At 37.8% G+C, this 20,907-nt stretch carries 21 protein-coding genes; all 21 read right to left on the bottom strand.

Going from position 1 to position 20,907, the window contains the following annotated elements; all coding sequences use genetic code 11:
* Window positions 1-149: 149 nt before the first annotated feature.
* Complete coding sequence (rseP, locus tag ACQKOG_RS01080; protein WP_370075199.1) at window positions 150-1,412, bottom strand: RIP metalloprotease RseP; 1,263 nt, start codon at window positions 1,410-1,412, stop codon at window positions 150-152.
* A gap of 46 nt (window positions 1,413-1,458) precedes the next feature.
* Complete coding sequence (gene dxr / locus ACQKOG_RS01085) at window positions 1,459-2,604, bottom strand: 1-deoxy-D-xylulose-5-phosphate reductoisomerase (RefSeq protein WP_415730918.1); 1,146 nt, start codon at window positions 2,602-2,604, stop codon at window positions 1,459-1,461.
* 166 nt (window positions 2,605-2,770) lie between these two features.
* Window positions 2,771-3,568, bottom strand: a complete 798-nt coding sequence (locus tag ACQKOG_RS01090; protein ID WP_370075201.1) for a phosphatidate cytidylyltransferase — start codon at window positions 3,566-3,568, stop codon at window positions 2,771-2,773.
* Window positions 3,565-4,359 carry an isoprenyl transferase gene (locus ACQKOG_RS01095; RefSeq protein ID WP_370075202.1) on the bottom strand — a complete coding sequence of 265 codons (795 nt, stop codon included), beginning with the start codon at window positions 4,357-4,359 and terminating at the stop codon, window positions 3,565-3,567. Before ACQKOG_RS01095 ends, ACQKOG_RS01090 begins: the two co-directional genes overlap by 4 nt.
* 545 nt (window positions 4,360-4,904) lie before the next feature.
* Complete coding sequence (gene frr / locus ACQKOG_RS01100) at window positions 4,905-5,462, bottom strand: ribosome recycling factor (protein WP_370075203.1); 558 nt, start codon at window positions 5,460-5,462, stop codon at window positions 4,905-4,907.
* Entirely contained in the window at window positions 5,462-6,187 is a 726-nt protein-coding gene (pyrH, locus tag ACQKOG_RS01105; protein WP_370075204.1) for a UMP kinase, read from the bottom strand. Before pyrH ends, frr begins: the two co-directional genes overlap by 1 nt.
* Before the next feature lie 358 nt (window positions 6,188-6,545).
* Window positions 6,546-7,433 (bottom strand): translation elongation factor Ts, encoded by an 888-nt coding sequence (tsf, locus tag ACQKOG_RS01110; protein ID WP_370075205.1) that lies wholly within the window; start codon window positions 7,431-7,433, stop codon window positions 6,546-6,548.
* Window positions 7,434-7,534: 101 nt separating this feature from the next.
* Window positions 7,535-8,254: a 30S ribosomal protein S2 gene (gene rpsB, locus ACQKOG_RS01115; protein WP_049668466.1), complete on the bottom strand. Its 720-nt coding sequence runs from the start codon at window positions 8,252-8,254 to the stop codon at window positions 7,535-7,537.
* 157 nt (window positions 8,255-8,411) lie between these two features.
* A complete protein-coding gene (locus ACQKOG_RS01120; protein ID WP_370075206.1) occupies window positions 8,412-9,008 on the bottom strand; it encodes a DUF6115 domain-containing protein in 597 nt (198 codons plus the stop codon).
* 9 nt (window positions 9,009-9,017) lie between these two features.
* Window positions 9,018-9,326 carry an RNA polymerase subunit sigma gene (locus ACQKOG_RS01125; RefSeq protein ID WP_370075207.1) on the bottom strand — a complete coding sequence of 103 codons (309 nt, stop codon included), beginning with the start codon at window positions 9,324-9,326 and terminating at the stop codon, window positions 9,018-9,020.
* Between the two features lie 36 nt (window positions 9,327-9,362).
* Window positions 9,363-10,133 (bottom strand): FliA/WhiG family RNA polymerase sigma factor, encoded by a 771-nt coding sequence (locus tag ACQKOG_RS01130; protein ID WP_370075208.1) that lies wholly within the window; start codon window positions 10,131-10,133, stop codon window positions 9,363-9,365.
* Window positions 10,134-10,463: 330 nt separating this feature from the next.
* Window positions 10,464-10,838, bottom strand: coding sequence for a hypothetical protein (locus tag ACQKOG_RS01135; protein WP_415730921.1), 375 nt, complete (start codon window positions 10,836-10,838; stop codon window positions 10,464-10,466).
* Window positions 10,838-11,344 carry a chemotaxis protein CheD gene (locus ACQKOG_RS01140; RefSeq protein ID WP_402868117.1) on the bottom strand — a complete coding sequence of 169 codons (507 nt, stop codon included), beginning with the start codon at window positions 11,342-11,344 and terminating at the stop codon, window positions 10,838-10,840. Before ACQKOG_RS01140 ends, ACQKOG_RS01135 begins: the two co-directional genes overlap by 1 nt.
* On the bottom strand, window positions 11,345-11,977 hold the full coding sequence (locus tag ACQKOG_RS01145) for a chemotaxis protein CheC (RefSeq protein WP_132357421.1): 633 nt from the start codon (window positions 11,975-11,977) through the stop codon (window positions 11,345-11,347). It abuts the gene before it with no gap.
* Between the two features lie 9 nt (window positions 11,978-11,986).
* Complete coding sequence (locus ACQKOG_RS01150; protein ID WP_370042849.1) at window positions 11,987-12,433, bottom strand: chemotaxis protein CheW; 447 nt, start codon at window positions 12,431-12,433, stop codon at window positions 11,987-11,989.
* 27 nt (window positions 12,434-12,460) lie between these two features.
* A complete protein-coding gene (locus ACQKOG_RS01155; RefSeq protein WP_427444534.1) occupies window positions 12,461-14,527 on the bottom strand; it encodes a chemotaxis protein CheW in 2,067 nt (688 codons plus the stop codon).
* 14 nt (window positions 14,528-14,541) lie between these two features.
* A complete protein-coding gene (locus tag ACQKOG_RS01160; RefSeq protein ID WP_370075212.1) occupies window positions 14,542-15,696 on the bottom strand; it encodes a protein-glutamate methylesterase/protein-glutamine glutaminase in 1,155 nt (384 codons plus the stop codon).
* On the bottom strand, window positions 15,697-16,572 hold the full coding sequence (locus ACQKOG_RS01165) for a MinD/ParA family protein (protein ID WP_370075213.1): 876 nt from the start codon (window positions 16,570-16,572) through the stop codon (window positions 15,697-15,699).
* The gene (gene flhF, locus ACQKOG_RS01170; protein ID WP_370075214.1) at window positions 16,569-17,765 is read right to left on the bottom strand and encodes a flagellar biosynthesis protein FlhF; all 1,197 of its coding nucleotides are present in this window, start codon (window positions 17,763-17,765) and stop codon (window positions 16,569-16,571) included. Before flhF ends, ACQKOG_RS01165 begins: the two co-directional genes overlap by 4 nt.
* Entirely contained in the window at window positions 17,762-19,795 is a 2,034-nt protein-coding gene (flhA, locus tag ACQKOG_RS01175) for a flagellar biosynthesis protein FlhA (RefSeq protein WP_370075215.1), read from the bottom strand. Before flhA ends, flhF begins: the two co-directional genes overlap by 4 nt.
* Before the next feature lie 23 nt (window positions 19,796-19,818).
* Window positions 19,819-20,907: a flagellar biosynthesis protein FlhB gene (gene flhB, locus ACQKOG_RS01180; protein WP_370075216.1), complete on the bottom strand. Its 1,089-nt coding sequence runs from the start codon at window positions 20,905-20,907 to the stop codon at window positions 19,819-19,821.

Raw genomic sequence — 20,907 nt, forward strand, 5'->3', positions numbered from 1 at the left:
GCAAAAGGGTTTCATTCTGTGCGAAAACGTAGTGCAACGAAGTGACAGCAACAGCACCGATGTTGGTCACTCAGTCGTTGCCACAGGACGTGGCGTTCTTAGACTGAGTTCCTCTATTTCAGCGGATGTTTGGCATCTGCTGAAATAAGTTAAAAGAAAAATCGTTGTATATCGTTCCATGTAACTACGACCATTAAGATCATCAATAGTACGATACCGACAAAATGCACAAGACCCTCTTTTTGACGATCAATTGGTTTGCCTCTTACTGCTTCGAAACCAAAGAACAATAGACGACCACCGTCAAGTGCTGGAAGCGGTAGTAAATTCATAATTCCAAGGTTAATACTTAACATCGCAGCCCAATTCATTAAATTGATGAATCCATATTGAGCTACCTGCTCTGTCGCTTTATAAATTCCTACTGGACCTGATAGAGCATCTATCGTGAATTTACCGGTAATTAACATACCAAGCAATTCAAATATTTTAGCAGTCATATTATAAGTTTCTTGTGCGCCATAAACAACAGCCTTTAATGGATTAAATTCACGTGGACTCTCATACTTAACCCCTATTTGGCCATACTTATCGCCATTTTGTTCTATTTCTTTTACCTTCATATTTAGGTTAACTTGCTGACCATTTCGATCAACTGTTACAGTAATATCTTCACCAGGGTGATCTTGTACAATAGCAGCTAAATCCTGCCATTTTTTAACTACTTGTCCGTCTATGCCAACTACTTTATCACCTGCAAGCATTCCTGCTTGTGCAGCTGGATCATTTTCTACTACTTCTGTGATGATTGGCTCATACGTAGGTACACCATGAATTAAGCCAATCATCATATAAATAATAAAAGCTAATATAAAGTTAAATAACGGGCCTGCAAAGATTGTCATAGCTCGTTGACCGACTGTTTTAGCGTTAAATTGGCGATCATACGGTGCAATTAACGTTTCTTTACCGTTTTCTACGAGAATACAATCTCTTGCAACATTATAACGAACTAATTTTTCCTCTTCATCATAGCCTTCTACAAACAAATCCTTTTCTAAATCGGCACGCTCAACTTCTAAAAATAACAAATCTGGTAATTGCTTATTATTTTGATTAAAGATAATTTTCTTTACCACATTATCTTCATCTACAATAAGCCCTACTCGATAGCCCGGCTGTAATTCGGCGCCATCCATGTCATCACCAGCCATACGCACGTATCCGCCAATTGGCAATAAACGTATCGTATAGATTGTTTCACCATGTGTTTTTCCATAAATTTTTGGTCCCATACCGATTGCAAATTCCCGAACCATAATTCCTGCTCGTTTCGCGAATAAGAAGTGACCAAATTCATGGAAGAATACAAGTAGGCCAAATATTAAAATAAATGCAATAGCTGTTTGCATAATACCCCACCTTTAAAAAGCGAATAGTTAACGATATTTTTTCTCTTTATTTTACCATGTCTAACACTGTTTTTCTTGTTTCACCGTCTACATGCAAAATTGTTTGCAAATCTGGCACTAATATGTTGTTATGTGCTTGCATTACACGCTCAATCGTTTCGTCAATTTCAAGGAATGTTATTTTCCCTTGTAAAAATGCCGCAACTGCCGCTTCATTCGCGGCATTCATCGCTGTTAAAATTGTACCGCCTGTGCGCCCAGCCTCATATGCTAGTCTCAATGCTGGATAACGTTCAAAATCCATTTCTTTAAAATGGAGCTGACCAATTTGCGCTAAATTAAGTCGTTGTCCATTATGTAGCGGCATACGATCTGGGTAGCTTAATGCATATTGGATTGGTACACGCATGTCCGGCGTACCTAGCTGTGCAATGACACTAGTATCATGATACTCAACTAGGGAGTGAATAATACTTTCTCTATGCAAAAGTACATCAATTTTATCATAAGGCATATCAAATAACACATGTGCTTCAATGACTTCTAGCCCTTTATTCATCATTGTAGCTGAATCTATCGTAATTTTCGCACCCATTGACCAGTTCGGGTGATTTAGTGCATCTGCAACCGTTACATGCTTCAATTCCTCGCGTGTTTTGTCACGGAAGCTACCACCAGAAGCCGTAATAATTAATCGCTCAATATTTTTCGGATTCTCTCCATTCATCGATTGGAAAATCGCAGAATGCTCACTATCAACCGGCAAAATTGCTGCATTATATTTCTTGGCCTCTGCCATCACTAAATGTCCAGCGGTTACAAGTGTTTCTTTATTGGCAATGGCAATTGTTTTGCCCATGCGAATTGCAGCTAATGTCGATTCTAGTCCAACACTTCCAAGAACCGCGTTTACTAGCACTGTCGAATCAGGATGTGTAGCGACCTCTACAAGCCCTTTTGCACCAAACGTAAAGTGTACTTGTGGATATTCTTTAGCGAGCATCATTGCATCTTCTTCTAATTGGACAGATACAAGTTCAGGCTTTAAAGTTTCAATCATTTCACGAGTTTTTTCGATATTTTTCCCTGAAGAAAATGCCACTAAATGAAAGGCATCGCGTTGTTCTTTTAAAATATCATAGGTTTGCCAACCGATTGAACCAGTTGCACCAAGTAAACTAATTTTTTTCACGACAAATTGTCCCCTTTTTCTATCTCAGCAAATGATATAGCACGATTATTATCACTCTGTTTAGAGGAAAATGCTATTATTATGGCACATCACCATAACGTAGAATTGATCTCGGTTCCGACTAGACGTTATCCTATAGCGACCGATGAGCCACTATTGTTCCTAGTTACCAAAAACAATGGAAAAAATGTAGTAAAGGGACTACGAACAATAGACTATCAAAGCGATCTAAAATACCGCCATGCCCAGGTAAAATATTTCCTGAATCCTTTACGTCAAAATGGCGCTTGATAGCCGATTCCACTAAATCGCCCATTTGACCAATAATTGACGCACAGATTGTGATGAAAATAAGTGAGACATAACCATCCGCAAACGGATAAATTGCTTGCATCCCAACAGCAAAGATTACTGCAATGACAATTCCACCAATAAAACCTTCCACGGTTTTCTTTGGTGAAATTTCAGGCCATAGCTTATTTTTCCCTAATTTTCTTCCTACAAAATATGCACCTGAGTCAGTTGTCCAAACTACAAGTAAACAATATACGACAAACTCTAGACCATAGCTTCGTGTTTCGATTAAGTAATGGAAGCCTAACCCGACATAAAACGCACCTAATAATATAAATGCAACTTCATCGAATGTAATTTTATTTTTTACAAGGACTACATATATGAGTAATAGCATCATTAGACCATACACAACCATTAAATTGGAGGAATAGCCAATTGCATCTACTACCTTACTTGACCAGTCTGTTGGTATAACAAGTAGTATTAATGTTAGTAACCCTAAAAAACCTGGTATTGAAAAAAGTGAAATACCTTTCATTTTTAGTATTTCATAAAAGCCGACAACAGCCATTGCAAGCACAAGTATTGTAAATGGCACTTTTCCATAAATAACAAATGGAATAAATAGTGCTGCTGCAATTATTGCTGTAATAATTCGTTGTTTCAAGTTGTTTCTTCTCCCTTCAACCCACCGTAACGGCGATTACGTTTCTGGTAGTTTTCCACCGCTTTCAGTAAGTTTTCCTCGCTAAAATCTGGCCACAATGTATCTGTAAACCAAAATTCTGTATAGGCGAGCTGCCATAACATAAAGTTGCTTAATCGCACTTCACCGCTTGTACGAATTAATAAATCTGGCTCTGGTAAATGAGCCGTCATTAAATGCGATGTCAAGCATTCTTCTGTTATGTCTTGCATCGTTAATTCACCATCCTGCACCTTCTGAAGCATTGTTTTCATGGCGTTAACCATTTCCGAACGACTTCCATAATTCAGAGCAAAATTTAGAATTAATCCTGTATTATGCTTCGTCTCCTCCATCGCTTCATACAACGCTTTTTGCGTATGCGCAGGTAATAAAGATGGATCTCCTATCATCTCAACACGTACATTACGTTCCATCATTTCAGGTAAAAATGAACCTAAAAATTCGACAGGTAAACGCATTAGGAAATCGACCTCTGGTTTTGGCCGCTTCCAATTTTCTGTAGAGAACGCGTACACCGTTAAAACTTTAATACCTAGATCTGACGCAAATCTAGTTACCTTTCGTACCGTCTTCATACCTTCATGGTGCCCTGCAACACGTGGCATGGCACGTTTCTTTGCCCAACGTCCATTTCCGTCCATAATAATCGCTACATGGGCAGGAATCGGCTCGTTTTTAGCAAGGGCAACACGTTCCTCCAATGATAGTGAATCTATATTTATTTGTTTACCTAATAGCTTTTTAAACATGCTAACTCCCCCACTACAACTAATCGGACGTATACTAACCTATCATAACAAACAAAAGCGCGTTTTGTCTTTTTTTTCCCTCTAAATTGACTATGTATGAACTACCTTATTTTAGAACTACACACATTTTAAGATATCACCATATGTTGAGTTAACTTTCGTTACAACTGAGTGTAGGCGAAAGAACATCAACTGATCATGACATATTTCAACTTTTGGTGATGAACTCTTTATTAGAGGGGCTTTTAAGACTTTTCCCCCACTCAACTGAAGGTTAAAAAGGGTTATTGTTTCCCTTATTTTGTTCATTGTTCAATAATGTATTTCGGTTCACGTTAAGAATAGTTCTTCTTAATCTTAAATGAAAGCAAAAATAGATGAAAGATATTTCCCTTAAAACAATTAAAGGTGCTCTATCTCAGTATGTGTTTGGACACCCGCTGAATGAAGATACTTTAACAGTAAAGAGAAAAGACGTCCTTTATATATATAGGACGCCTTCATCTCATCAAAAAGTTCCATCATAGATATGCAAAACGAGTTGCTTACACTTCTAGAATTTCTTTTTCTTTTTCTTTCGCCACTTGATCTACTTTAACGATGAAGTCATCCGTTAATTTTTGAATATCTTCACCGTAGCCACGTAGATCATCTTCTGTGATTTCGCCAGCTTTTTCAAGTTTTTTCAGATCATCATTCGCATCGCGACGAACATTACGTACAGCGATTTTTGCATCTTCTGCTTCTTTTTTCACTTGCTTCACAAGATCTTTACGACGATCTTCTGTTAAAGCAGGAATCATTAAACGAATAACAGATCCATCATTTGTTGGTGTAATACCAATATCTGATTTCATAATTGCTTTTTCGATTTCACCTAAAATTGTTTTATCGTAAGGTGTAATAACTAATAAGCGTGCTTCTGGTACCGAAACACCTCCAAGCTGATTAATCGGTGTTGGTGCACCATAATAATCAACTGTAATGCGATCTAATAAAGCAGCATTTGCACGACCTGCACGGATTGAAGATAGTTCACGTGAAAAAGCGGCAATTGTTTTGTTCATTTTTTCTTTAGCTTGTTCTAAAACTTGTTTAGCCATTATGCATTCCTCCTAACAACTGTTCCAATTTTTTCGCCTTGTACGGCACGTTTAATGTTACCTGGTTCCATAATTGAGAAGACAATTAACGGAATATCGTTATCCATACATAAAGTAGAAGCTGTCGAATCCATTACTTGTAAGCCTTGTTGGATAACGTCTAAGTATGTGAGTGTATCATATTTAATGGCAGTAGCATCTACTTTTGGATCTGCAGAATAAACACCATCTACATTATTTTTTGCCATTAAAATAGCATCTGCGTCGATTTCAGCTGCACGTAACGCAGCTGTAGTATCAGTAGAGAAGAATGGGTTACCAGTACCTGCTGCAAAAATAACTACACGTTTTTTCTCTAGATGACGAACTGCTTTACGGCGAATATATGGCTCCGCTACTTGTGTCATAACAATAGAAGATTGCACACGTGTTTCAATTCCTAATTTCTCAAGCGCATCTTGTAACGCTAAAGAGTTCATAACCGTTGCTAGCATACCCATATAATCGGCTGCTGCACGATCCATCCCCATTTCGCTACCGATTTTTCCACGCCATATATTACCGCCACCTACAACAACAGCAACTTCTACATCAAGATCTACTACTTCTTTTACCTCTTCTGCAACAGACTTGATAATTTTTGGTGATAAACCGAAGCCCGCTTCCCCAGCTAACGCTTCACCACTTAATTTTATAACTACTCGTTTATATTGTGGCACACTCATTGTAAACCTCCGTCAGACTTTATTTAAAACTTCTCTATTCCCTTTTCCATTATAGTATAAATAACAATAATTGCTAGTTATGAATAAGGCAGAATAGGAAATTATATGGCTCATCACCATAACGTGTGGTTGATTTCCGTTCCGACTGGGCGCTTTCCTGCCCAGTCTCCACTCCAATCAACTTATATACATAGTACATAGTATACGTTTTAACAAACATCCACAACTTTTGATGGATGAAACATTTTTATCTTTTTTTTCGCTCATTTCGGAAAAATAGGGAACACGCTATGTTGTGTTCCCCATTTTTTGTCTAGAAAATCTAGATATTATTTGATTAGGATCTAACGCAAGTAAATTAGTTACCTTTAACTTGGCTCATTACTTCTTCAGCAAAGTTATCTTCACGTTTTTCGATACCTTCACCTACAGCGTAACGTACAAAGCCGTTTACTGAACCGCCAGTTGAAGCAACGAAGTCACGTACTTTTTGATCTGAGTTTTTAACGAATGTTTGGTCAAGTAAGCAAACATCTTCGAAGTATTTACCAAGACGACCTTCAACCATTTTGGCTACGATGTTTTCTGGTTTACCTTCGTTAAGAGCTTGTTCAGTTAATACTTTACGCTCACGTTCAACTTCTTCAGCAGAAACTTCATCGCGAGAAACATAAGTAGGGTTAATAGCTGCGATATGCATAGCAACATCTTTTGCAGCAGAAGCATCTGTAGAACCTTCTAAAGAAACTAACACACCGATGCGACCGCCCATGTGTAAATAAGAACCGAATGCATCTGCATCAGTTTTTGTTTTCACTTCGAAACGACGAAGAGTGATTTTTTCACCGATTGTTGCAACTGCAGTTGAAATTTGGTCTGCAATTTTCACACCTTCAGCATTTGCAAGCTCTAAAGCAGCTTCAACTGTTGCAGGTTTAGCAGCAAGTAATTGCTCAGCTAAAGAAGCAACTAATACTTGGAATTTTTCGTTTTTAGAAACGAAGTCTGTTTCAGCATTTACTTCAAGGATGATTGCTTCGTTACCTTGTTCTAAGATGAAAGTTGTACCTTCTGCAGCGATACGGTCAGCTTTTTTAGCAGCTGAAGAAAGACCTTTTTCACGTAGGAAATCGATTGCAGCATCAATATCGCCATCAGTTTGTACTAACGCTTTTTTACAATCCATCATTCCAGCGCCAGTTTTTTCGCGTAATTCTTTTACTAATTGTGCAGTAATGTTTGCCATTTAGTGTTTCCTCCTCAAATTGGTTGTACAAATTTTAGTGATAGGTTCTAAAAAAGGTGATAAGGGTTTTGAGCCACTTATCACCTTTTTCTAAACGTGAATTACTCAGCAGCAGCTTCTACAGCTGGAGCTTCTTCTTCACCTTGTTTTGACTCGATTAAAGCGTCAGCCATTTTAGCAGTTAAAAGTTTAACAGCGCGAATAGCATCATCATTAGCAGGGATTACGTAGTCGATTTCATCTGGATCACAGTTTGTATCAACAATACCTACTAGAGGGATGTTTAATTTAATAGCTTCTGCAACAGCAATACGTTCTTTACGTGGGTCAACCACGAACATTACGTCCGGAAGAGCGTGCATATCACGGATACCGCCTAAGAATTTGATTAGACGTTCGTGTTCTTTTTTAAGTTGGATTACTTCTTTTTTAGGTAGAACTTCAAAAGTTCCATCTTCTTCCATTTTTTCGATTGCTTTCATACGTGCAACACGTTTTTGAATTGTACCGAAGTTTGTAAGAGTACCACCTAACCAACGTTGGTTGATGTAGTAGTTGCCTGAACGTTCAGCTTCATCTTTGATCGCTTCTTGTGCTTGTTTTTTCGTACCTACGAAAAGAACTTTACCACCGTCTTGACCAACTTGACGCATGAAGTCATAAGCTTCCTCTAATTTTTTAACAGTTTTTTGTAAGTCGATGATGTAGATCCCGTTACGTTCAACGAAGATATATTTCTTCATTTTTGGGTTCCAACGACGAGTTTGGTGACCGAAATGTACACCAGCTTCAAGTAATTGTTTCATAGAAATTACTGACATGTGTATTTCCTCCTAGTATGTTTGGTTTTTATCCTCCGCATTTATCACTTGCAACAAGCTACCCTAAGCTTAGAGCACCACTTACTACATCAAAATGCGTGTGTATTAATAACACCATTTGCAACTATATCATAGCTTTACCCCATTCGCAACTGTTTTAGTTATGAAATTTCAATAAAAGCTCGATTTCTGTTTTTCCTTTTTGAAGCTGTTTTGCAATTTCTTCTGATGTTTTACCTTGTTTCGCTAATTCAACAACTTGTTGTTCCACTGTTAATGGTTTAGTTTCTTCCTTTTCGGTTGCATCAGTTGGTTGTTGGGCCGAATGTACCATCTTAGCTTCAGCTTTAGCTCCAGTTTGCTGTTGACGTGAATAAGCATTGGCTACGATATTTTTGGGCACATAAATACGCGGTTCATGATCGAGACTAATAGAACCGTCTACTGTACTTTCTTCCTTTGTCAGAGAAGGCGGTTGCTCCTGCTCCTTTTGTCTCACAATCTGTTCTTCCTGTTTCACAGCATTCGTTTGAGTTTCAGACTTTGAAACTCGTTGCATCTCTTGAATTAGGCGATCATTTTCATCTTTCATCTCCGCTAAATAGACACTAATGGTGTCATCCATTTCACGCATTAAGCGCTCCTGTTTTTTTTCTAAGTCCTTAAATTTTGCTAGCTTCGTATTTAATATAATAAGGAAATAAAATGAAAGTAGCTGTAAAATAAAAAGAACCGCTATTAGTATGATTGTCATAGTAAGCTCCTATCCACTAAAATCCACAAAATTTCCTTTAAACGGATGCTGCGCTTGCGTTTCTCGCTTCTCGTTATCCTTATTTTTCTTTTTTCGAGTACCTTTTATATACTCGCCACCTGCTTCTTCATCTTCGCTAATCTCATCCATACCCTCTGAAGTATTCACAACTTTTTGCTTGCGTTCTATTTCTTTTTTTAACGCTTCATTTGCATGTGCTTGCTGAGCCAAAGTTTGTTGTTGTGCCTGATCCGCCATTTTCCCTGCTTCAAAAGTTTTTGGAATAGCTATTTGTAGTTCGACACCCTTTAAACTCATGAGACTCCCTCCTTCAACGATATGTATATAAGGATATTATGCATTAATCATTTCATTAGATAATAATTTCCGTAGTTTTAATAGCGCCTTAGAGTGGATTTGTGAGATGCGTGATGTTGATAACCCAAGCATTTCTCCAATTTCTGTTAATGTTAATTCCTCAGTATAAAATAAACTAAGCACCAGCTGCTCCTTATCATTGAGCTTTTGGATATTTTCTGCTAAATCCCCAAGCAGTTCTGACTTAACGATAGCTTGTTCAGGTGTCGTTGTCGTATCATCACGAATAACAAATGACTTTCCATCAGCCTCATCTTGATCTTGCTGCTCATTAATGGAAAGAACATTTGAAAAGAAATGCTCCTGTACAGTTTGGTAAACTTCCTCAACAGGTAAAGTCATATGTTCCGCAAGTTCCTCAGGTGTTACATGACGCATATATTTTTGTTCTAACTGTTCAATCTGTGCATCTAATTTTTTTGCCTTCTCACGTGCGGAACGCGGCAACCAATCTTCCTTACGTAAACCATCAATAATTGCTCCTCTTACTCTAAAAGAAGCATATGTATCAAATTTCAAGTCTCTATTTATATCAAATTTATTTAACGCGTCAAAAAGACCTACCATACCTAAGCTCGTTAAATCGTCTCGCGATACACTCTTTGGTAAGCTCGCTCCAATACGTTGTACATGATAGGATACTAGAGAAATATATTTTTTTATAAGTAAATCACCAGCATCTGGATCACGTTCATTTATCCAGCGGTTCCACAGCTTTTGTTCATCGTTCAGAATTGGTTGTGTCATGTAATCCACCTCTCTAAGAAAAACGCATTTACGCGCCTGTTTGCCACTGTCTTATATTACCTTGATATTTTCCGTTGTACTTCTTCCTGATGTAGTTATTCGTAGATGGCACAAAGAGTTACTAGCTATGAGCCTCTAACATAAATAACCAATGTAATTCTTTCCTATATTATAACAAGAATCGACTATAATTTCATTTGTTTCTCAGACTCTATCACAGATTCTTTACATTTTTGTGTCAGGCATTTTTTAGTTTGGCATAGTTAAAACTTACTAATGCAAAAGAATTAAGATAACTATAAAAAGAGCCGCTACTCGCGACTCCCATTTTTAAACATTATTTAATTGAGGATCATCCTCACGATTCATCATTGTGCGTACAACTTGAGCAATTTCTTCTGAGTTTTCATCTTGAAACTCAACGGTAGAGTTGGCCGTAGGTGTTTCTTGATTGTCTTCCTCCTGATTGCCGGATTCGTTTTCTTCATGCTCACCTTCAACGACTTCTTCAGCGTCCTCCGGTGTGAATAAAATATAGGCAATTAAAAATCTTACAATATACATGACGAAAAACACAATTATTCCCGCCACAAATGACCCTATGATAATACGTAGTGGTGTATAAGGTTTTAGAAATGTACTAAAAAAATATATAGAAAAGGCAGTTAAAGCTCCCCATAGGTTATAAAAAATAGAACCAAACATTATATTTCGCTCACTCCTTGGTTAACCGTTCGAATATGTAATGTCGAAGTCGCAGGATTAAATTCAATTGTTCTACCACTATTACCGCCCGTATCTTCGGCAACTAAACGAATTCCATGACGCTTTAGCTCATGCCTCACAGCTTCTACATTACGTGGGCCGATGCGCATGGAATCTTTATCTGAAGTGAATTGAAACATCTGCGCACCACCCGCAATTTTTGCCTTTAGCTTGAATTTTTGAACGCCTTCTAACTTTAATAAGTCAATCATTGCCGCAATGCCTGTGTCAGCAAATTTAGCCACATTTATTGACTCTTGTCTACCTAAACTCGAATCCGGCAACATCACATGTATTAAACCAGCTATTTTTTTGGATTCATCATATAAAATAACACCTACACAAGATCCAAGACCTGATGTTCTTATCGTATTTGGTAACTTTACTACATCCATTTGTGCAATTCCAACTTTTACAACTTGCCCATTACTACTGTTTAGCATCATCTATGAAACTCCTAATGCTTTAAAAATAGCATCAAATGAGTCTGGATCTGGTAATAAGAAGAAATGCCCTCTTACTGTTTCCTGATCCTCTACACCGTCTTCAAAAATGGATGTGTTTATGACGATAACATTATCGCTAACGTGTGATAATTCAATCAAACCAATACTAATAATGGCACCAAACATGTCAACACTTAGTCCTGGCACAGTTGGATAAATTTTTAAATTTGTAAAGTCAGATAACGCCGATAAATAAGAGCCAGATAAAATATTACCCATCTCTTGCATAGCTGATAAACCTAACTCTGAAACAGGTCGTTTTTTAAAGTCGAATGATTCATCAAATATGAGACGACGAATAAAACGATTTGCTTGTTCAATTGGCAGAATAAAGAACATACTACCTTCAGCATCACCTTCAATGCGTAGATAGATTCCAACTACGACATTTTCAGATCCCCCAGCAAGCTCCATCATGTCATTAAATGACACCATTTCAACCTTTGGTACTCGCATATCAATTTTTTTACCAAGCAAATTGGAAAGTGCTGTCGCAGCATGCGCAGCACCTATATTACCAATTTCCTTCAATACATCTAAATGTAGTGATGTAATCTTTTGATTATATGTCATTATCGATCCCTACTTTAGTGGATTTAGTACTTTCTCTAAATGCAATAAAATTAATAATCGTTTATCTATTTTAGCCACCCCTGAAATAAACTCTTCTTCCAATGAGCCTACTACTTCGGGCTGTGGTTCAATTGAGTCAGCAGGGATGTCTAACACATCATTTGCAGAGTCTACGACGAAACCTACTTCCATATCTTCTAATGAAATGATGATAATACGTGTTGTTTCTTCGTGCTCAGAGACAGGTAATTCAAACCGTTCACGTAAATCTACAATTGGCGTTACAACACCGCGTAGGTTAATAACACCTTTTACATATTTCGCCGTTTTCGGTACGCGCGTAATATGCATTAGTTTTTCAATTCCTTGTACATGTGACACTGGAATCGCATATTCTTTATCCGCTAGTTGAAAAACAATTACTTTAATACTTTCTTGTTCCACTGCATTTGTCATTGTTTACACCTCTCTTATTCATTCACCTTATTTAATAAGTGCGTTACAATCCACAATTAAGGCTACTTTTCCGTTACCTAAAATTGTTGCACCTGAAATTGCAAAGATATTCGTTAAGTAGTTTCCTAATGATTTCAGCACAATTTCTTGTTGGCCAATGAATGAATCCACAACTAAACCAGCAAGTTTCTCACCTTTTCGAACGATGACCACTGAATGGAATTCGTCACCCTGTGGTTCTTTACGAGGTACCTCAAAGATTTCTTCTAAAAATACTAGTGGTACTACTTTGCCACGGAAGTCGATTACTTTTTGATTATGCGCATTCATAATTTCAGATGAACGGATAATTGAAGTTTCGATAATTGATGAAAGCGGAATGGCATAAATCTCTTTCTCTATTTCTACTAGCATGACAGAAATAATCGATAATGTCAGTGGTAATTGAATCGAGAATACTGATCCTACATCTTGTGTAGAGTCAATTGAAATATTTCCACCCAATGATTCTATTGTTGTTTTAACAACGTCTAATCCAACGCCTCGGCCAGATACGTCAGAAATAACATCTGCCGTTGAGAAACCAGAAGCCAAAATAAGCTCATTGATTTGCTTATCTGACATTGAATATGATTGTTCTTGTGTAACAATACCTTTAGAAATAGCTTTCGCAAGTACTTTTTCACGGTTAATACCTGCTCCATCATCTTCAATTTCAATAAAGACATAGTTACCACTATGATAAGCACGCAGGACAACTGTTCCTTCTTCTGGTTTACCTTTTGCAAGACGAGCTGTCGGATTTTCAATACCGTGGTCAACAGAATTACGAATTAAATGAACAAGAGGATCCCCAATTTCATCGATTACTGTACGATCTAGCTCTGTTTCAGCACCAATAATTTCGAGGTTAATTTTCTTGTTTAGATCACGAGATAACTGACGAATCATTTTTGGGAAGCGATTGAATACTGTTTCAACCGGAACCATACGCATCGTTAAAATAATAGTTTGTAAATCACCCATGACGCGGCTCATACGCTCCACTGTTTCATTTAACTCTCCATGGTTAACCTCAGTTGCAATAGACTGTAGTCGTCCTCGATCTATAACAAGCTCTTCAAATAAGTTCATTAATATATCAAGTCGCTCGATATTTACACGTATTGTTTTATTACCAACCGGCGCATGACTTTTATCAGCCTTAGCAGGAGCGGCTGCTTTTGCAGGTGTAGGTGCTGCAGTATTTGTTTCTGTTGCAGTAGCAGGTTGAGCCTCAACTTCTACCGTTGCTGTTGCCGCTACTTCTTGAATTGCTTGTCCATTTTCACTATATTGCTTTTGTTCGATAGTTGCGACAATCACTTCTTCAACTTCTGAAACTTTCATAATCTTTTTCTGCATATCTTCAGCAGATTCTTTTGTTACGAAAGCTACGTAAAATTGTTGATCAAACTGTTCGTCTTCAAGCTTTTCTACAGATGGATTTGATTTAATAACATCCCCATCTTTTTCTAAAATCTCAAACACCATAAATACTCGTGCTGCTTTTAAAAGACAGTCCTCACGTAATTTAACTGAAATTTCGAGTGCATTGAAACCTTGTTCAGTAGATTGAGAAATAACTGTTTGTTCAAAACCGTCATACTCTAACACACTTGCTACAGCAGTAGCGGGTGTCTCAGTAGTTGCTACTACTTCAGGAATCGCTTCCTCACCTAATTCAATACGCTTTAATTGTGCAACGGTTGAAGATACATCACGTTTTCCATCTCCGCCATTTGCAATGTCCATCACCATTTCTTCTAGATGGTCTACAGACTCGAAGACAACATCTAAAATTTCAGGAGTTACATGGATTTTCTCATTTCTGATCGCATCCAACACACTTTCCATTTTATGAGTTAAATCTGCTAGATCTTCAAAGCCCATTGTCGCAGACATACCTTTTAATGTATGCGCTGAACGGAAAATTTCTCCAACAATCGCCAAATCGTCTGGATTTTTTTCTAGTTCTAATAAATGTTCACTACACGCTTGTAAATGGTCTTTACTTTCTTCAATAAACATCTCTAAATATTGATTGACTTCCATAAGAGGACACCCCTTTAAGGCAAATATTTCATTATTGTTTGTGCAATATCATCTACATCTGCTACTTCATCGACAAGCTGCGTTTCCACTGCTGCTTTCGGCATACCATACACTATGCAAGTTTCAGCTGACTCAGCGATTGCAATCACATTTCCAGTACTTTTTAGTGCTTTTAGTCCGTCAGAGCCGTCATGGCCCATACCTGTCATAATAACTGCCACTTTATCAAAATCTTTAAATTGGCTGACATCTTCAAACATCACATCTACAGAAGGGCGATGTCCAGATCTAGGTGGTTCATTATTATCAAGGACTATGCCAAAGGAGGTACCTACTTTTCTAAGTTTTAAATGATACCCACCAGGTGCAATATACGCCGTTCCATTTTGAAGAATATCTCCTTGCTCAGCTTCCTTTACGGTAATCTCACTCAATTGATCCAAACGAGTAGCAAGAGATTTTGTAAATCCTGCTGGCATATGCTGGACAATTAAAATTGGTGCTTGAATGGATTTTGGGATTTTTGTTATTACTTCTTGTAATGCTCTAGGTCCGCCGGTGGAAGTCCCAATCAGTACAATTTTCCGGCCTACTTTATTCCATTCCACATGTGGCTTTGATGATTCTGCCCTTGTCGGAAAAACATTGACAGGAGGAGTCATCATACCTTCACTAAATGATTCTCTTCTAACGGTACTCGCTATTAATGAATGTTCTTGTTGTCTTTTACTACCAGAAGGTTTCTTTAATTTTGAAACAGGTACCAATGATGCTTGTTCAACCTTGTGGACAAGTTCGGTTTGGATTTTATGTAAATCAAGAGAAATTGTTCCGCTTGGCTTCGCGACAAAATCTACTGCACCAAGTTCAATTGCTGATAAGGCATTTTCTGCTCCTCGTTGAGTTGTACTCGAGAGCATAACAACAGGTACTGGACATATAGTCATAATTTCTTTTAAAGCATCAAGCCCATTCATTTCAGGCATCTCAATATCCATTGTCACAACTGTTGGCCGCAATGATTGAATCTTTTTTATCGCATCTTTCCCATTTCGTGCTGTTCCAACTACTTCAACCTTCGAGTTGCCAACAAAAAAGTCACTAATTAGCTTTCTCATAAAAGCAGAATCATCAACAACTAATAGCTTGCTTTTATGTAAAAAGTCCAATTAATCACGTCCTTTCGAAAAAATACTTCTTAATTTAGTTAAGAAATTACCTGCTGACTGATCATGTGCATGAACTTCCTCCACACGGTATTCCATAAAACGTGCCACTATAAGATGAAGTGTCTTTGTAATAAGTGCGTCTGGATAGGCAAGTGAAAAAGGCACTTGCTCACGCACAGCCTTACGCACAACAGAATCTTCAGGTAATGAGCCTAATACCGTAACCTCTTTGTCCAAAAAACGCTTCATCGTACGCTTCAGTCGTTCATTGGTTTCCAGTCCTTCTTCTTTACTATAAGCTCGATTACAGAGTATATAAAATTGCTTGTCCGCATCTCTCGTATGAATATATTTCATCATTGAATATGCATCTGTAATAGAAGTTGGCTCTGCTGTTGATAAAACAATGATTTCATCTATAGAAGTTAGTAAATCTAATGACCAGTTAGTTGCTCCTGCTCCCATATCAAATAAGATGTAATCAAAGCTTTTTTGAAGCTGCTCAAATGCATGAATGAGTCGATCAAACATAATATCTGACCATTCTAAGACGCCCGACATACCAGACCCACCTGAAATATACTTTAAATCGTAAGGACCTTCAAATATTACCTCATCTAGTAACTTATTTCCTTCTAAGTAATCTTTTAAACTATAAGATGCACTTTTTCCAATTAAAATATTGATATTCCCCATACCAATATCCATATCAACGATGACAACTTTTTTCCCTTTATTGGCCAATGTAATGGCAAAATTCATCGTGAAGTTACTTTTACCAACCCCACCTTTACCACTTACAACCGCAATTGCCCTGCCTAATTCGCCCTGCTGTTTCAACATTTTCAAGCGTAATGTTTCAGCTTGGTCTCTCATTTTTCTTCACCTTGAAAAAATAAATTTAGTACTGCTTCTAGATCAGCTTCTTCAATGTCTTCTGGTACTTCTTGACCATTCGTGTAGTAAGCAAGTCCTTTATTATATTTAATCATTAAATTAATCATTGTGCCAATAGAATTTGTTTCATCAATTTTTGTAAAAATGAATTTTTCAATTGGTAATTGCTTAAATTGCTCTACAATGTTTGCCATATCCTTCTCTTTCGTTGTCATAGCAAGTACTAAGAAGGACTCAGCTTGATCATCAAATTTTATGAGACGCTGTAAATCGTCTACATATTTTACCTCTTTATAATTGCGGCCTGCTGTATCTATAAACACTAAATCTAAATGGGACAATCGATGGATTGCTTGCTCAAAATCTGTTGCATTATAGGCAATTTCGACAGGAGCTTGTAACAGTCCAGCATACGTTTTTAATTGCTCAATTGCAGCAATACGGTAAGTATCTGTCGTGATAAATCCTATTTTTTTCTTTTTTTCTAAAACTGCTCTAGCTGCCATTTTAGCAATTGTCGTAGTCTTTCCGACACCTGTTGGACCTAGAACATTAATATATTTTTTTTCATAGGATAATCCCCCGACTGGGAGATTCTCTAGCTCTTTGCGCAATAAATTTTTCGTAACCATCTTATATTGAGAAAAATTGATTTCTGACGCTTCTTTGAAATGCGTAAAAAGCTCATCACCAATCGTTGTGATGAGCTCCTCACATAGCTCCTGCTGTCTTAAGTATTCAATGAAGGGTAAGAGTTCATCGGGATATTGATCCTGGATAGTCTTCTTATGCATAGAATGCATTAAAGATTTTAAATCTGCAATTTCCTTCCTCAAATCTTCAGAAATGCCAGTTTCCTCATGCAAGGGCGCATCATTCTGGGGCTGTACTTGGTGCATGTTAGCTTGTACAGCATTCGTAATCTCTTGTAACCTTACATTTTCTTTTTTAGCTGTTTTTATAGGTAAAGCTGCAGGTGCTGGAGCCGCATTACCTGGCTCCATTGAATCAATCCCTGCAACAACCTCAAAACTTTTCTTTTTAATGATTCCAAAAAACTTTTTTGTCACTACTACTTTCGAATTCAAAATGACAGCGTCCTCACCTAATTCAGCACGCACAAGCTTCATCGCTTCTGGTATGGAGGATGCATAATATTTTTTCATTTTCATTCAACATTCACCACCCCAACACTTTGAATTTCAACCGTAGCATCAAGTTCATTGTATGATAGAACTGGAATTTGCGGGAAATAACGCTCCGTTAGTTGACGTAAATACATACGAACTGCTGGAGAGCATAAGATAATAGCAGATTGTTCCATAAAGGAAACGCGTTCTACTTCTGCAGCAATAGTCTCCAAGACAGTTTGAGAATCTTGTGGATCCATCGCTAAATAATTTCCGTGATCAGTTTGTTGAATACTATCAGCAATCATTTTCTCTACTTTACCCGAAACAGTTATAACCTTTAGTGACGAGCTGTCTCCTACGTATTGAGAAGTAATCTGACGTGCTAATGCTTGACGTACATACTCAGTTAATATATCGGTATCGCTCGTTAACTTTGCATAGTCTGCTAGCGCCTCAAAAATAATTGGTAAGTTTCGGACTGAAACATTTTCTCGTAGGAGTTTACCCAGTACTTTTTGAATTTCTCCAGTCGATAACGGTGTAGGCGTCAGCTCTTCGACTAAAATTGGATGTGTTTCACGTAAATGATCAATTAACTGCTTCGTCTCTTGACGACCAAGTAATTCATAAGCATTTGCACGAATCATTTCGGTTAAGTGAGTCGACACTACGCTCGGTGGGTCAACAACTGTGTAGCCGAACATTTCTGCATCCTCTTTCACTTGCTCAGTAATCCATTTTGCAGGTAAGCCAAATGACGGTTCAACTGTGTCAATTCCTTCGATGGAATCATCATCTCCTGGACTCATTGCTAAATAATGATCAAGTAGAAGTTCACCACGCGCCATTTCGTTACCCTTTATTTTAATTCGATATTCATTTGGTTGTAATTGAATATTATCGCGAATACGGACAACCGGAATGACAATCCCTAATTCTAATGCTAACTGTCGACGTATCATAATGACTCTATCTAATAAATCGCCGCCTTGAGTAGCATCTACTAACGGTATTAAACCATAGCCAAATTCAAACTCGATTGGGTCCACATTTAATAAATTCACAACGTTTTCAGGGCTCTTCATGCCGTCAGTTGCCACTTCTTCCTCAATTTCAAGTAATTCTTCTTCATCCTCTGGTTTTTTATGATCCATCATATAAGCACCAGCAATTAGTGAACCACCAATTGGGATTGTTATCCAGATAGGGATAGGTGTGAAAAATCCAAGTAAAAGTATTGTTCCACCCGCTACATAAAGCAGTTTTGCTTGAGCAAATAACTGACCTGTAATGTCTTCACCAAGACTACCTTTAGAGGATGCACGTGTTACGACAATCCCTGTCGCTGTAGAGATCAGTAGCGCGGGAATTTGTGAGACAATACCATCTCCTACTGTTAACTTAGAAAAATGATTTGCTGCCTCTGCAAATGGAAGCTTCATCTGCACAACACCGATGATGATACCAAATAATAAGTTGATAATAACCATGACCATTGAGGCAATGGCATCCCCTTTTACGAATTTTGTGGCACCATCCATCGCTCCGTAGAAGTCCGCTTCACCCGCTACTTTCTCGCGCCGTTCACGTGCTTCCCTTTCAGAAATAACTCCTGCATTTAAATCAGCATCAATACTCATTTGTTTACCCGGCATCGCATCCAGTGTGAAACGTGCTGCTACTTCAGCTACACGCTCCGCTCCTTTTGTAATAACGATAAACTGAATTAACACAAGAATTAAGAATACAACTAAACCAACTAGTACATTCCCGCCGACTACAAAATCACCAAACGTTTCAACAACCGCACCAGCATCACCTTTGGCTAAAATGGCACGTGTTGTAGAAACGCTCAGTCCGAGTCGGAACAAAGTTAACAATAAAATAACTGAAGGGAAAATAGAAAAGTCTAATGCTTCCTTCATACTCATTGCTGTTAACAGTACTATTAATCCTAATGTAATATTAATGACGATTAAGAAACTTAACATCCACGGAGGAAGAGGAATGATGAGCATCGCAACGATTAAAATAACCGCACCTAAAACCCCTATATCGCGAACTTTCATTTGTGTCCCTCCTACAAAAAGCTTTAAATTTTCCGCTTAATTCGATAAACATAAGCAAGCACTTCGGCTATTGCTTTGAAAAACTCTTCTGGTACTTGATCGCCAATTTCTACTTGATCGTACATTGCTCGTGCTAATGGCCTATTTTCAACCATAATCACATCATGTTCTTTCGCAATCAGTTTAATCTTTTGAGCGATAAAGTCTGTACCCTTAGCAACGATGCGTGGGGCATCCATACTTTCCTCATCATATTTGATGGCAATCGCATAGTGAGTTGGGTTTGTTATGACAACATCGGCGTTTGGAATCTCTGACATCATTCGACGCATCGCCATTTCGCGTTGGCGTTGTTTGATTTTCGATTTTATCAGTGGATCGCCCTCACTATTTTTATATTCATCTTTAATATCTTGCTTAGACATTTTAAGATTTTTTTCGTAATCATGTTTTTGATACATCCAGTCTAAAAGGGATACACATAGTAAGACGAGCGAAGCAGCAATCCCCATGATACCAACAAGCTTACCCACTGTAATAAGAGTTATCCATGGGCTTTTAAAGGATAACGCCAAAACTTCCGGCAAATTCGTCCAAACTATAATTGTCGTAACGCCACCGATGAAGCCAATCTTTAATACCGATTTGAGAAGCTCTATAATGGCTTTAACAGAAAATATCTTTTTTAACCCTTTAATCGGGTCCATTTTTTTTAAATCAAACTTCATCGGCTCTAATGTAAATAGGAAACCGAACTGTAGGAAGTTACCTGCCAATGCTCCAACAAATGCAATTCCCATTATTGGGACAATAATAAAAGCCATTTGCACTAATGTTTCTGTAAATAAGCTCATCACACTATCAATCGTTAGTGTTTCTACGCGTATGTTATGAATAAAAGTTTGCCTGAAAAAAGCTAAAAGATCGTCTCGCATCGAACCTGCAAAGAAGAATAAAAAGATAAATACCATGAGCATGACAATCGCACTGGAAATATCCTGACTTTTGACGACCTGACCTTTTTTTCGAGCATCTTGTCGTTTTTTGGGCGTCGCCTTTTCCGTTTTTTCTCCCGCAAAATACTGTAAATCTAAATCCAGCAGTAGCAACAT

Source organism: Lysinibacillus sp. NPDC093216 (genome assembly GCF_050280325.1).
In the GTDB taxonomy this organism is placed as follows: domain Bacteria; phylum Bacillota; class Bacilli; order Bacillales_A; family Planococcaceae; genus Lysinibacillus.